Consider the following 12,690-nt stretch of genomic DNA (forward strand, 5'->3'; position numbering starts at 1 on the left):
CATGACGACCGGCTCGCGCGAGCTCCCCGCGGTCGTGGCGAGCGATCTGGACGGCACGCTGCTGCGGAGCGACGGCTCCGTCTCCCGCCGCACCAAGGAGGTGCTGCGTCGCGTGGAGGCAGCCGGCGTCGAGATCGTCCTGGTCACGGCGCGGCCCCCTCGTTGGCTGGACCACCTGCGCGACATCGCCGGAGCGCACGGCGTCATCCTCTGCTCGAACGGCGCCTTCGTGTATGACGTGGGCGCGGGTCGCGTGACGGCCGAACACTGCCTCACGGTGGAGACGATCCTGGAGCTCGCGGCGGACCTGAGGACGGCCTTGCCGGGCATCGGGTTCGCCGTCGAGCGCAGCACCGGGTTTGCCCACGAGCCGGGCTACCTCGTCGGCGGCACGGAGCCGCGTGGCGTCACGGTGGTGGAGGCTCCCCAGGACGCTGCGGCTCTGGAGTCTCTCCTCGACCCCCTTCCGGGGAAGCTGCTGGCCAAGTGCCCGGGCGTCGCCGACGAGCACTTCCACCAGACCGTCCGTGCCGTCGTGGGGGAGCGGGCGGTGCTGGCGTTCTCGGGTGCCCACGGTCTGGCCGAGATCAGCGCGGCCGGCGTCACCAAGGCTGCTGCACTGGCCGACTGGTGCGCTGCGCTGGACGTCGGCCCAGACCGGGTCTGGGCATTCGGTGACATGCCCAACGACGTGCCGATGCTGACGTGGGCGGGCACGTCCTTTGCTGTCGCCGGTGGGCATCCCGAGGCCCTCGCCGCGGCGACGTCGGTGTGTCCCTCGAACGACGCCGACGGGGTGGCCCAGGTCCTCGAGGCGGCGCTGCTGCGGTAGGAGCCGCCCCATGCCTTCCCCCTCCGGGCGTCCTCCAGCGTTGCGGCGGGCGAGAGCGGCTCTCGACGACCCCTTCTTGCCGCAGCGACCTTCGGCGAATGGCCTATGCTTGGGCGCGGATGAGTCGGTCAGACGGTCGCGTCGGTGTCCACGTCAGTGGCGCCGCCGAGGAACGTCCGGGCTCCGTAGGACACGGTGGTGGCTAACGGCCACCCGGGGTGACCCGCGGGACAGTGCCACAGAGAGCAGACCGCCACGGTGGACCACCCCGCTCCGGCGGGGCAGGCACCGGGGTAAGGGTGAAACGGTGGTGTAAGAGACCACCAGCGCCCCAGGTGACTGGGGCGGCTTGGTAAACCCCACCGGGAGCAAGGTCAGACAGCACGCGTTCGAGGGCGGTCCGTCCGAGCGTGCGGGTAGACCGCTGGAGGTGTCCGGCAACGGGCACCCGAGATAGATGACCGTCACCCGGCCGCCGGCAACGGCGACCGGGCACAGGACCCGGCGTACAGACCGACTCATCCGCCAACAGTCGGAGCGATGGTGCGCCGTTGTTCAGCGTCGTCAGGATGCTGCGGTGTTCGACAGCCGCCCCGCTTGACGATTCCTTGACGAAACGGGTCCTTCGCCATCAACCACGCCTCCTTGACAGCGGTCTACGCTCTGGGGCCATGGCCACCACACGAACCGGTCCGTCGCCGGTGCTCCTGCGCTTGTTCTCCACCGCCACCATCGCCCTGGCCGTGGTGGTCGCCCTCTGCGTGAGCGCCCCACCTGCGACCGCTTCGCCGGCGGCCGCGCCCACGGTGGTCCAGGCCGTCCAGACCTCCACCCGCTGGATCTCTGTCGACCGCGCCGTGTCTCGCACGGGACCGGGGACCCAGTACGCCGCGGTCGGCCGGTACTGGAAGGGCACGCAGGTCACCGGCACGTTCACCGGCTCGGGCTGGCTGAAGCTGGCCAACGGGCGCTACGTCTCGGGTGATTCGTTGACGAGCGTCACTCCCGGCATCCTGACCCGCTACGTCGCCACCGCGACGGCCAACTACCGGACCGGACCCACGACGAACTACACGGTGGTGGGCACCTACCGCAAGGGCACGAAGCTGACGGGCACCCCGTCGGCATACGGCTGGCTCAGGCTGGGCAACGGTGGCTACATCTCGTGGGCCGTCCTGCGCACCACCCCGCCGCCCCCGCCGACCACCCGTTGGGTCAAGGCGTCGTGGGCCAACTACCGCACCGGCGCCGGCACCGGCTACCGCGTGGTCGGTCGTTACTGGCAGGGCACCCAGGTGGGTGGCCGCCTCACCTCGAACGGCTGGTTGAAGATGACCAACGGGCACTACATCTCGGGTGTGGTGCTCACCTCCAAGCGGCCGCCGACCGTGACGCGCTACGTGAAGTACGCCGTGGCCAACTACCGGTCGGGGCCAAGCACGCGGTATGCCGTGAAGGGCACCTACAGCCGGGGCACCAAGGTCACCGGCAGGATGAGCAGCAGTGGTTGGCTTCGTATCAACGCCAGCGGTTTCCACATCTCCGGCACGGTGCTGAGGTCGCAGCCCCTGAATACCACCACCGAGGTGAGCCAGCACGTGGCGGTGCGCTGGGGCGACGTCTACACCCGCCCCACCACGTCGTCCACCCGCATCGACTACGCGCCCAAGGGAGGCCTGGTCAAGGGCACCGTCTCGAACGGGTGGCTCCGCATCGGCCCGCACCGCTACATCCGGATGGCGCAGCTGACCACCAACACCTACGCCTACACCGGCAGCAACGGTCGGTTGAACCCGAACTCGTTGTGCCACCTGCCCATTCCCGGCAAGGAATACCGGTTCGTGAGGTGCGGGGGCGCCCGGTCGGGCATGCAGGCGATGAACGCCGCCTTCAAGGCCAGATTCGGTCACAACCTCGAGGTCGACGAGTGCTATCGCACCTACGCCACCCAGGTCTTCTACCGCCAGGAGAAGGGGACCAAGGCCGCAGTGCCCGGCTACTCCAACCACGGCCGGGCCATCGCCTGTGACGTCAGCGGCAACGCGGCGCGCTACGGCTACGGCACGCCGCGGGAGCAGTGGCTGGTCGCGAACGGGCCGAAGTATGGCTGGCAACGTCCCCACTTCATGGACCAGGGCGGCTCCAATCCCGAGTTCTGGCACTTCGAGTACGTCGGCTGACCGGCTTCGATCCGCAGGTCGCCTCCCGGTGCCCGCGGATGAGATCCGGCGGTAGTGGGTAGGACCACGGCATGGAGACTCCACGGAACCGGACCACGCAGGCCGACGTGCCCCTCGAGCTGCGGCCGGGCGTCCAGCCACCTGGGGATGCGCTGACGACCCGGCTGTGGCTGGCCCGTCTCTCACTCATGGTGTGCGTGGTGATGACCGTGGTGGTCTTCATCCTCGGCAACCACCCGTTCTGGCACGTTGCCTTCCCCGCGGGGATCCTGTGGAGCCTGGTCGCCTCGGCCTCCCTCACCCGGCGCAGGAAGGTCTGGGAGGACCTGATGGAGCGCCGGCACAGCGTCGTCAAGCAGCTGGAGCGCTGAGCTCCGCCCGGCGGCACTCACCAGGAGACCGGCTGGGGCCTGCCCTCCTCGTAGCCGGCGCTGCTCTGCACCCCGACCACCGCGCGCTCGTGGAACTGGCGGACGGAGGCAGCCCCGGCGTAGGTGCAGGAGCTGCGCACGCCGGAGACGATCGAGTCGATGAGGTCCTCGACGCCGGGGCGGGCGGGGTCGAGGTACATCCGGGAGGAGGAGATGCCCTCCTCGAACAGCGCCGAACGTGCCCGCTCGAACGCCGACGCGGTCCTGGTCCGGTTGCGCACGGCGCGGGCGGAGGCCATCCCGAAACTCTCCTTGTAGAGCCTCCCGTCGGCGTCCCGCATCAGGTCCCCCGGACTCTCGTGGGTCCCCGCGAACCACGAGCCGATCATCACGCTCGCCGCCCCGGCCGCGAGCGCCAGCGCGACGTCGCGTGGATACTTCACCCCGCCGTCGGCCCACACCGTCGCGCCCGACTCCCTTGCGGCAGCCGCACACTCGAGGACGGCCGAGAACTGCGGACGACCCACCCCGGTCATCATCCGCGTGGTGCACATGGCCCCCGGTCCGACGCCGACCTTGATGATGTCCGCGCCCGCATCGGCGAGCTCGGCGGCGCCCTCAGCCGACACGACGTTGCCGGCCGCGATGGGCAGGCGGATCCCCGTGGCCACCTCGTGCGCGTCCCGGGCGGCGACCACCAGCGGGAGCGCCTCGAACATCTTGTCCTGGTGCCCGTGTGCGGTGTCGACGACCAGCACGTCGGCGCCGGCGGCGATGATCTGCTCGGCCTTGGTCTTGACGTCACCGTTGATACCGATGGCGGCGCCGACCAGCAGCCGGCCCCCTGGATCGAGAGCGGGCTGGTAGATCGCCGAGCGCAGCACGCCGCGGCGGGTCAGCACGCCGAGCATCTGGTCGCCCTCGAGCACCGGCACGACGTCAAGGTGGTGCGTCGACAGGGTGTCGAACGCGCCATACAGGTCCTCGTCGCGGCCCACGGTCACGATCTCCCGTGTCATCACGTCACCGACCCGCGCGAACCGGTCGACGTCGAGACAGTCGTGCTCGGTGATGATGCCCACGGGGCGCCCCTCCTCGAGAACGACCGCGGCGCGGTGCGACCGCTTGCCGAGAAGGGCCAGCACCTCGGCCACCGGAGACTCCGGGTCGATGGTGATGGGGGTCTCGAAGACCGGGTGGCGGCTCTTGACGTAGTCGATCGCGGACTGCACGACCGGCGCCGGGATGTCCTGCGGCAGGATGGCGATCCCGCCTCGGCGCGCGACGGTCTCGGCCATGCGCCGACCGGAGATCGCGGTCATGTTGGAGACCACGAGCGGGATCGTCGTCCCCACGCCGTCCGGCGAGGCGAGGTCGACGTCCATCCGCGAGGCGATGCCCGAGCGCGAGGGGACCATGAACACGTCGGAGTAGGTCAGGTCGTAGCCGGGGCGCGCATCATTGAGGAACTTCACGGGCAGACATGCTACGTGCAGCAGCGTAGGTTGGCGCCATGCGACTGACCCATCTCGGCCACTCCTGCCTGCTCGTGGAGTCCGGTGACGACCGGGTGCTCCTCGACCCCGGCACCTTCTCCGACTTCGACGGAGTGACCCGGCTCGACGCCTTCTTCATCACCCATCAGCACGCCGACCACGTCGACGTCGCGAAGCTGCCCGGGCTCCTCGCCGCCAACCCCGGGTCCAGCGTGTATGCCGAGCCGCAAACCGTCCGTGCGTTGGCCGAACAGGGGATCACGGCCAACGAGACGGCCGCCGGGCGACACGTCGAGGTGGGCGGTCTGCGTGTGACGCCTGTGGGGGAGCTGCACGCGGTGATCCACGAGTTCCTGCCGCGGATCGGCAACCTCGGGCTCGTGATCAGCGAGCAGGAGGGACCGACGCTGTTCCACCCGGGCGACGCCCTCGACGCGGACCCCGGCGTACCGGTCGACCTGCTCGGTGTGCCGCTCAACGCGCCATGGTGCGCGGTGAAGGAGACGATCGCGTTCGTCCGGCGCGTGCAGCCGGCGGCCGTCATCCCGATCCACGACGCGCTGCTGACTGCGCCCGCGCGGGCGATGTATCTGAAACACGTCGCCGACTTCGGGCTGGAGGGCGGCGTGACGGTGCACGACCTTGCCACGGGAGACGCCACGGACTTCTGACGAGTCCCTCGCGGCGTCAGAAGCCGGTTTCGGTGGGCTCGGGGTAGTAGGTGCGGAACTTCTTGATCTGGTTGAGCTTCGCCGCGACCACGTAGGCCCTGCGCCTGACCCCCTCGATCCTGTTCTCCAAGGGGTGCGCGATACCGCGCTTGCCCAGCGCCGTGACCCGGGCCTTGAGCGCCGGGTCGGTGACGTACTTCAGCAGCAACCGCTGCGGGAGGATCGAGTACAGGATCTCCCGCTCGACCACGACCGGCTCCACCGGCCGGTCCTCGATGAAGTCGCCCACGACGAACTGTGCAACGTTCGCACCCGCCGCAGTGACGTAGTAGTTGTTGCGGCCGATTCTCGGGTTGACCTCGAGGAAGCGGAAGGTGCCGTCACGCGGGTCGACCTTGACGTCGAAGTTGGCGAACCCGACGTAACCGACCTCCTGCAGCAGCCGCTTGGCCTGCTCCATCGCCTCGGGCAGGGCGGTCGTGATCATCGCGGCCGGGTTGCCGAGGGCGAGTGGCGTGTGCTCCTCGAGGAGGACCTGCGCGGAGCACAGCAGGGTGACCTCGCCGCGCCGGTCGCAGTATGCCGTGATCGACCGCATCCACGTGTCGTCACCGGGGATGAGTTCCTGCACGACGAAGCGGCCGGCGAAGCCGGCCGCCGACAGACGCGCCCAGAGCGCGTCGAGCTCGGCCTGGTCGGAGATGAAGTAGATCTTCTTCTTGCCCTCGAAGGACATCCCCTCGTACTCCGAGCTGGCGGCCGCCTTGGCCACGACCGGGAACGGCAGGTCGATCGGTGAGGCCGACCAGCCCGGCGCGGCGGCGCCGGAGAAGTCCTGGATCACCGTCGTCGGGGTGTCGATGTCGAGCTTCGCGCAGAGCTCGGCGAAGTGGCCCTTGTCGGAGAGCTGGTCGAGCAGGGTCGCGTCGATGAACGGGATGACGTAGTACTGGCTGAGCTCCTCGCGGTGGTCCACCACGAACCGCACGAAACCGTCCGCGTTGCACATCAGCAGGGCCGGTACGTCCTGGCTCCGCTGCTGCCCGATCCGCAGCAGCTCGCGCAGGGTGTCGTCCAAGGTGGTGCCCTCGCCGAGCGCCACGTTCTCGATGATCTTCGAGTTGGCGATGGGGCCGGTGGCGAGCCGGGACACCACGGTGGAGATGACGCCATACCGCTCGTGGAACGCCCGCGCGAGCGCGTAGACGCCGATGTCGGCCCCGATCATCACGAGGTCGAACGGTGGCGTGGCGCGTGCAGCGGGAGTCGTCACGCGGCGCCCCCGCGAAGTATCGGAGCGAAGCGGAGAACTTCGTGGGGTGCTGTCATGAACCATCCATCCGTCGGGGACCTGCGCCCCGCAATGCTACGGCAGGCCCGGGCCCGGCCCGGTCCGGCACGCGCGCGGCCGTTACCGGCTCGCCTGCTCCGCAAGCCAGGCGGCGCCGATGATCCCGGCCGCGTTGGCCAGCTGGGCCGGCACGATCGGCGCCCGCAGGTGCAGGTGGGGCAGGTACCTCTCCGACTTCTTGGAGACGCCGCCGCCGATGACGATCAGGTCGGGCCAGAAGAGGTCCTCGACCGCTCCGAAATAGCGCTGCAGCCGACCAGCCCACTGCTCCCACGACAGGCCCTCGGCCTCGCGCGCGCTGTTAGCCGCCCGCGACTCCGCGTCGTAACCGTCGATCTCGAGGTGCCCGAGCTCAGTGTTGGGCACGAGCGCGCCGCAGTTGAGCAGCGCCGAGCCGATGCCGGTGCCGAGGGTGGCGACGAGCACGAGACCGTCGCAGTTGCGCGCGGCGCCGTAGTGCAGCTCTCCGACCCCGGCGGCGTCCGCGTCGTTCACCACGACGACCTGCCGCCCGACCCGGGCGCTGATGAGGCGCTGCGCGTCGGTGCCGACCCACGTCTTGTCCACGTTGGCGGCCGAACGCACCACTCCGGAGGTGACGACCGCGGGGAAGGTCACGCCGATGGGGGAGTCGCCGGTCTGGTCGGCGAAGTGGTCGCAGATCTCGGCGACCACGTCGGCCACCGCGTCGGGAGTGGACGGCTGGGGCGTCTCGATGCGCAGCCGCTCGGCAGCGAACTCGCCACGCTGCAGGTCGACCGGTGCGCCCTTGATGCCGCTCCCGCCGATGTCGATGCCGAGCGGTTGGTGGGTCGTGGACATGGCGCGCCTTCCGTGCGGTGTGCGGATCAGGGCAGGGTGAGGATCTCGTTGCCGGACTCGGTGACCAGGATGGTGTGCTCGAACTGCGCGGAGCGACGGCCGTCCTTCGTCACGACCGTCCAGTCGTCGTCCCACATCTCCCACTCGGGGGTGCCGAGGTTGAGCATCGGCTCGACGGTGAACGTCATACCGGGTTCGATCACGGTGGCGTAGGAGGGAGCCGCGTCGTAGTGCGGGATCACCAGGCCGGAGTGGAACGAGGATCCGATGCCGTGACCGGTGTACTCCTTGACGACGCCGTAGCCGAAACGCCTGGCATAGCTGGCGATCACCCGTCCGATGACGTTGATCTGCCGGCCCGGGACCGCCGCCTTGATGCCCCGCAGCATCGCTTCGCGGGTGCGCTCGACGAGTAGCCGCGACTCCTCGTCGACGTCTCCGACCAGGAAGGTCGCGTTGGTGTCGCCGTGGACTCCGCCCACGTAGGCGGTGATGTCGATGTTGACGATGTCCCCGTCCGCCAGGGGCCGACTGTCCGGTATGCCGTGGCAGACCACCTCGTTGACGCTCGTGCACAGTGACTTCGGGAAACCCCGGTATCCGAGGGTGGACGGGTAGGCGCGGTGGTCCACCAGGAACTCGTGCCCGACCTTGTCGATCTCGTCGGTGGTGACGCCGGGCGCAACAGCGGCGCCGGCGGCCTGCAGGGCCCGGGCCGCGATCCGCCCGGCCACCCGCATCCGCTCGATCGTCTCGGGATCCTTGACCTCCGACCCGGTGAAGGGGGCGGGCGCCGGTCGGTCGACGTACTCGGGCCTGCCGATGGCCACCGGCACCGTGCGCCGCGGACCGATCGTGGCCGGAGCGACACTTGCGTGGGTTGGCGGCATACGGTGGAGTCTAGGCACCAGCACGCCCGACCGACCACGGAGGTTTCTCGTGAAGTACTGGTACAACGTCGACCGCGCCCAGGTGGAGGACGACACCAACCGCAGCCGCAACGAGAACGTGCTCGGCCCCTACGACACGCGTGAGGAGGCCGAGCAGGCGCTCGCGCACGCACGGGACAACACCGAGAAGTGGGACGCCGAGGACAAGGCCTGGAACGACGAGGGCCTCGAGGACTGACCGCAGTCCCCGCCGCTCCGCTCGATACCGTGACGGCCATGGAGAGCGAGCTCACAGCTGACCTGATCACCTCGACGTGGCGCCCGGAGCAGGTGCGGCTGTCGCCCGAAGGGCGCCGTGTGGTGTGGTCGGCAGCGCCCTACGGCCAGAGCGATGAACACGGTGAGAGCGCGCTGTGGCTCGCGACGACGGACGGAGAGGAGTCCGGTCGACGTTGGACGTATGGCGGGTGCGACAGCGCGCCGCGCTGGTCACCGGACGGACGGCGGATCGCCTTCCTCTCCGACCGCAAGGAGAGGGGCACCAAGGGTCTCTACCTGCTGCACACCGACGGGGGCGAGGCAGAGCCGCTCGTGGTGCGCAAGCGGTCGGTGAGCGCGCACGACTGGTCGCCCGACGGCTCGCGCCTGGCCTTTTTGGCCCCCGACGAGCCGGACGATGAGGACGAGCGCCGTGAGCAGGAGCGGGACGACCCCGACGTGTTCGGCGAGCATTGGCAGCGCGACCGGCTGCACACCGTCGACGTCGCCTCCGGCGAGGTCACGACGCTGCTGGAGCTCGACCTGCACCCGGTCGAGGTGGCCTGGTCGCCGGACGGCTCGACGATCGCCTTCGTCGCCCAGGACACCCCGGAGCCGGACGAGTCCGACCGACGGGCACTGTGGCTGTGGGACGTGGCCGCACAGGAGGCGCGACGGCTGTGCGCCTCCGCCGGTATGGAGGGCCTCGCCTGGGGTGCCGACGGCACCCGGTTGAGCTACACGGCATACCAGGACGGCGTCCACCAGGCGTCCTTCACTGCGTGGTCGGTGACGACTCCCGAGGGTTCGGTGCCGGAGAGGGTCGGCACCGGCCTGCAGGAGGGTGCCTGCACGGTGGGCGCTCGACCGGACGACGGGCGGCTCGCGATCCACGTCGTGCAGGGCCTCACGGACCGGCTCGAATGGAGCGATCCCGCCTCCGGTCAGCGGACCCTGCTGTGGGAGGTCGAGGGGGAGATCGGCGACCACGACGTGGCCCGAGGTGTGTTGGCAGCGGTGGTGAGCACCGCCGACCGTCCGCCCGAGGTGTGGGTGGGGCGTCCGGACCGCGTGCGCCCGGTCTCCGACCACCACGCCGACTGGGCGGACGTCGCGCTCGGGACGGTGGAGCCGTTCACGACCGAGGCAGCGGACGGGCTGAAGATCGACGGCGTCACCATCACCCCGCCGGGTGGTGTCGACGGGCCCAACGCGACGGTGGTCCTCGTCCACGGTGGTCCCTATGGCCGGTCCGGGCTGTCCCCGCACTGCAGCCCGCTCGACTGGGGGCAGTGGCTGGCCTGCGCCGGATACACGGTGCTCATGCCCAACTACCGGGGCGGCATGGGGCGGGGCCAGGCCTTCGCGACCGCGGTGCGTCACGACGTCGGGGGCGCCGAGGCGCAGGACGTGCTGGCGATGGTGGACGCCGCCGTCGAGCGCGGGATCGCGGACCCGCAGCGACTGGGCATCGGGGGGTGGAGCCAGGGTGGGTTCATGACGGCGTGGGCGGTCACCCGGACGACACGCTTCCGGGCCGGCGTCATGGGAGCAGGGATCAGCGACTGGGGTGCGATGTCCTCCCTGTCCGACCTGCCGACCTTCGAGTCCGTCCTCGTGGACGACCGGCCGTGGGACGGACCCGGCCCGCACGACTTCGCGAGGAGATCACCGATCTCGTATGCCGCGTCGCGCGAGACGCCTCTGCTGATCCTGCACGGGCAGAAGGATGTCCGCGTCCCGATCGGTCAGGCCACGGCCTTCCATCGCGCCCTGCGGGGGCAGGACGTGCCGGTGGAGCTCGTGAGCTATCCGCGCGAGCCGCACGGCGTGGGTGAGGCTCGCCACCAGGTGGATCTGCTGCGGCGCGTGCGCGAGTGGTATCAGCGCTGGCTACCGCTCGGCTGACGCGGCTGCGTCAGGAGGCCGCGGTCAGCCGCTTGAGTGCGCCCTCCCAGCGCTCCCGCAGCTGCTCTGGGGCGCTGCCGTCGGCGAGGTGCTCGTGGCGCAGCTGGAGCCTCGTGCCCTCGTCGGCAGGGCTCAGCGTGAGGTCGACGAGCGAGGCGGGTGCATCGGCGTCGGCGTGCCAGGAGACCCGCACCTGCTCCATCGGGTGGTAGCTGCGGACGACGCCGTGGGTGCCGTCCTCGCAGTGCCACGGTTCGCCCTTGCCTCCGAGCCTCGCCCCCCGACCGAGCAGGGCCTCGATGCCCTCGTTGGTGGTCAGCCGCGCCCACACGCTCTCCAACGGGCGGGGCACGACCTCGGTGATCTCGACGCTCGTGGTGCGTTGCCCCGCGGACTCGGTCTCCGTGGACTGTTCCTCATCTGTCATCCAAACCTCCTCGGTTCGGCCCGGCCGACCGTTCGGCCGGGTGGGAGTACTGCACGAGACCAGCACACCAAGAAGTGGGCCCCGGCACAATGCCCAGCGGCGTCCAGGTTGCCCACGATGCCCGCGCCACGCCCGGGTGTCCGACCCGCGGCCCCTGACGCACGACCCCACGCGAGAGTGAGAGCCTGCGGTCATGACGGGCCTGACGCCGGACGAGCGGCGAGTTCTCGACGCGGTGGACGACGACGCGATCGTCTCCGACCTCGCCGCGCTGGTGGGCATCCCGTCCGTCGGTGGCACCCCGGCCGAGGTGGCGGTCCAGCAGTGGTGCGCCGAACGCCTGCGGGTGCTCGGGATGCAGGTGGATGAGTGGGAGATCGACCTGCCCTCGGTGCTGGCCGAGCACGACTTCCCCGGGATGGAGGTCGACCGGGTCTCAGCACTCGGCGTGGTGGGCGTCCTCGGTGCGCCGTCGCCCGACCTCACCGACAGCAGTGGTGTGCCGGCTCTTGCCTTCTGCGGTCACACGGACGTGGTGCCCCCCGGCGAACGGGAGGCGTGGCCGGGCGGTGACCCCTTCGTGCTGCGGCTGGAGGAGGGACGCGCCCACGGTCGAGGCGCCTGCGACATGAAGGGCGGGGTCGCGGCCATGATCGGAGCGACCGACGCCCTGCACCGATCGGGCGTGGCCCTCACCAGGCCGCTCGCCATCCACTGCGTCAGCGGTGAGGAGGACGGTGGACTGGGCGCGTTCGCCACGCTGCGACGAGGCCACCGGGCGTCGGCCTGCGTCATCACCGAGCCGACCGCGGAGCTGGTGGTGCCCGCCAACGCCGGGTCGCTGACCTTCCGGATCGAGGTGCCGGGGTTGGCAACTCACGGGTCACTGCGCTGGCAGGGGGTCAGCGCCGTGGACAAGCTCGATGTCGTCCAGGGGGCGCTCCGACGGCTCGAGGCCGAGCGCAACGAGAGTCCGCCGGCAGAGTTCGACCACCTCGACCTGCCGTGGCCTCTGTCGATCGGCGTGCTCAGGGCGGGCGACTGGGCCAGCACCGTGCCCGATCTGGTGGTGGCCGAGGGCCGCTACGGGATCCGTCCCGGCGAGTCCGTCGCCGAGGCGATCGCAGTATTCGAGGCCGCGGTCGCCCGTGCGTCGGACGGTGATCCGTGGCTGCGGGACCACCCGGTCCGCGTGAGCTGGCCGGGCGGCGCGTTCGCACCGGGCGTTCTTCCCGACGGGCACCCCCTCCTCGGTGAGGTCTCGGAGGCGGTGACCACGGTCCGCGGCGAGGTGCCCGGGGTTCGTGGCGCGCCATACGGCTCCGACCTGCGCCTGTATGCCGCCGCCGGGGTCCCTACGTTGCAATACGGCCCGGGCTCGATCCAACACGCACACTCGGTGGACGAACACGTCGAGGTGGCAGACCTGCTCGCCTGCGCGCGGGTCTACGCACTGCTCGCGTTGCGGGCCTGCCGCTGACCCC

Annotated in this window: 12 protein-coding genes and 1 other RNA gene; 8 read left to right on the forward strand and 5 right to left on the reverse strand. The window is 70.4% G+C overall.

Features of this window, described 5'->3' with window-relative positions; translation table 11 throughout:
• Position 1 precedes the first annotated feature (1 nt).
• The 4 genes from FCN22_RS07610 (at position 2) to FCN22_RS07625 (ending at position 3,383) form a co-directional block, all read left to right on the forward strand.
• The gene (locus FCN22_RS07610; RefSeq protein ID WP_137120950.1) at positions 2-832 is read left to right on the forward strand and encodes an HAD family hydrolase; all 831 of its coding nucleotides are present in this window, start codon (positions 2-4) and stop codon (positions 830-832) included.
• A gap of 120 nt (positions 833-952) precedes the next feature.
• An RNA gene (rnpB, locus tag FCN22_RS07615) (RNase P RNA component class A) lies at positions 953-1,357 on the forward strand.
• Positions 1,358-1,503: 146 nt separating this feature from the next.
• Complete coding sequence (locus FCN22_RS07620) at positions 1,504-3,012, forward strand: D-alanyl-D-alanine carboxypeptidase family protein (RefSeq protein WP_162308156.1); 1,509 nt, start codon at positions 1,504-1,506, stop codon at positions 3,010-3,012.
• Positions 3,013-3,083: 71 nt separating this feature from the next.
• Complete coding sequence (locus tag FCN22_RS07625; RefSeq protein ID WP_137120952.1) at positions 3,084-3,383, forward strand: hypothetical protein; 300 nt, start codon at positions 3,084-3,086, stop codon at positions 3,381-3,383.
• 17 nt (positions 3,384-3,400) lie between these two features.
• Here FCN22_RS07625 and FCN22_RS07630 read toward each other — a convergent pair whose 3' ends face one another.
• Positions 3,401-4,858, reverse strand: coding sequence for a GuaB1 family IMP dehydrogenase-related protein (locus FCN22_RS07630; protein WP_137120953.1), 1,458 nt, complete (start codon positions 4,856-4,858; stop codon positions 3,401-3,403).
• A 38-nt stretch (positions 4,859-4,896) separates the two neighbouring features.
• Between FCN22_RS07630 and FCN22_RS07635 the strand changes: the two genes are divergently transcribed.
• Positions 4,897-5,550, forward strand: coding sequence for an MBL fold metallo-hydrolase (locus FCN22_RS07635; protein ID WP_137120954.1), 654 nt, complete (start codon positions 4,897-4,899; stop codon positions 5,548-5,550).
• 16 nt (positions 5,551-5,566) lie between these two features.
• Here the strand turns inward: FCN22_RS07635 and FCN22_RS07640 are convergent, their stop codons facing one another.
• From FCN22_RS07640 to map, 3 genes are all read right to left on the reverse strand, one after another.
• On the reverse strand, positions 5,567-6,823 hold the full coding sequence (locus tag FCN22_RS07640; protein ID WP_238384588.1) for a carboxylate--amine ligase: 1,257 nt from the start codon (positions 6,821-6,823) through the stop codon (positions 5,567-5,569).
• 138 nt (positions 6,824-6,961) lie between these two features.
• Positions 6,962-7,723 (reverse strand): polyphosphate--glucose phosphotransferase, encoded by a 762-nt coding sequence (gene ppgK, locus FCN22_RS07645; protein WP_137120956.1) that lies wholly within the window; start codon positions 7,721-7,723, stop codon positions 6,962-6,964.
• 26 nt (positions 7,724-7,749) lie between these two features.
• Positions 7,750-8,613 (reverse strand): type I methionyl aminopeptidase, encoded by an 864-nt coding sequence (gene map, locus FCN22_RS07650; protein WP_137120957.1) that lies wholly within the window; start codon positions 8,611-8,613, stop codon positions 7,750-7,752.
• Between the two features lie 49 nt (positions 8,614-8,662).
• Between map and FCN22_RS07655 the strand changes: the two genes are divergently transcribed.
• Both FCN22_RS07655 and FCN22_RS07660 read left to right on the forward strand, forming a co-directional pair.
• Positions 8,663-8,851, forward strand: a complete 189-nt coding sequence (locus FCN22_RS07655) for a methionine aminopeptidase (protein ID WP_137120958.1) — start codon at positions 8,663-8,665, stop codon at positions 8,849-8,851.
• A 38-nt stretch (positions 8,852-8,889) separates the two neighbouring features.
• On the forward strand, positions 8,890-10,779 hold the full coding sequence (locus FCN22_RS07660; RefSeq protein ID WP_137120959.1) for a S9 family peptidase: 1,890 nt from the start codon (positions 8,890-8,892) through the stop codon (positions 10,777-10,779).
• A 10-nt stretch (positions 10,780-10,789) separates the two neighbouring features.
• Here FCN22_RS07660 and FCN22_RS07665 read toward each other — a convergent pair whose 3' ends face one another.
• Positions 10,790-11,206 (reverse strand): SRPBCC family protein, encoded by a 417-nt coding sequence (locus tag FCN22_RS07665; RefSeq protein WP_137120960.1) that lies wholly within the window; start codon positions 11,204-11,206, stop codon positions 10,790-10,792.
• Between the two features lie 193 nt (positions 11,207-11,399).
• On the opposite strand from FCN22_RS07665, the gene FCN22_RS07670 reads away from it, so the two are divergent.
• The gene (locus FCN22_RS07670) at positions 11,400-12,686 is read left to right on the forward strand and encodes an ArgE/DapE family deacylase (RefSeq protein ID WP_137120961.1); all 1,287 of its coding nucleotides are present in this window, start codon (positions 11,400-11,402) and stop codon (positions 12,684-12,686) included.
• Positions 12,687-12,690 lie beyond the last annotated feature (4 nt).

This window comes from Segeticoccus rhizosphaerae, from assembly GCF_005222685.1.
In the GTDB taxonomy this organism is placed as follows: domain Bacteria; phylum Actinomycetota; class Actinomycetes; order Actinomycetales; family Dermatophilaceae; genus Segeticoccus; species Segeticoccus rhizosphaerae.

Bases quoted from the DNA above. Each gene is read 5' to 3' on its own strand.
- FCN22_RS07625 (WP_137120952.1), top strand. From the start codon at position 3,084: ATGGAGACTCCACGGAACCGGACCACGCAGGCCGACGTGCCCCTCGAG.
- FCN22_RS07660 (WP_137120959.1), top strand. From the start codon at position 8,890: ATGGAGAGCGAGCTCACAGCTGACCTGATCACCTCGACGTGGCGCCCG.
- FCN22_RS07620 (WP_162308156.1), top strand. From the start codon at position 1,504: ATGGCCACCACACGAACCGGTCCGTCGCCGGTGCTCCTGCGCTTGTTC.
- FCN22_RS07665 (WP_137120960.1), bottom strand. From the start codon at position 11,206: ATGACAGATGAGGAACAGTCCACGGAGACCGAGTCCGCGGGGCAACGC.
- FCN22_RS07635 (WP_137120954.1), top strand. From the start codon at position 4,897: ATGCGACTGACCCATCTCGGCCACTCCTGCCTGCTCGTGGAGTCCGGT.
- FCN22_RS07610 (WP_137120950.1), top strand. From the start codon at position 2: ATGACGACCGGCTCGCGCGAGCTCCCCGCGGTCGTGGCGAGCGATCTG.
- map (WP_137120957.1), bottom strand. From the start codon at position 8,613: ATGCCGCCAACCCACGCAAGTGTCGCTCCGGCCACGATCGGTCCGCGG.
- ppgK (WP_137120956.1), bottom strand. From the start codon at position 7,723: ATGTCCACGACCCACCAACCGCTCGGCATCGACATCGGCGGGAGCGGC.
- FCN22_RS07670 (WP_137120961.1), top strand. From the start codon at position 11,400: ATGACGGGCCTGACGCCGGACGAGCGGCGAGTTCTCGACGCGGTGGAC.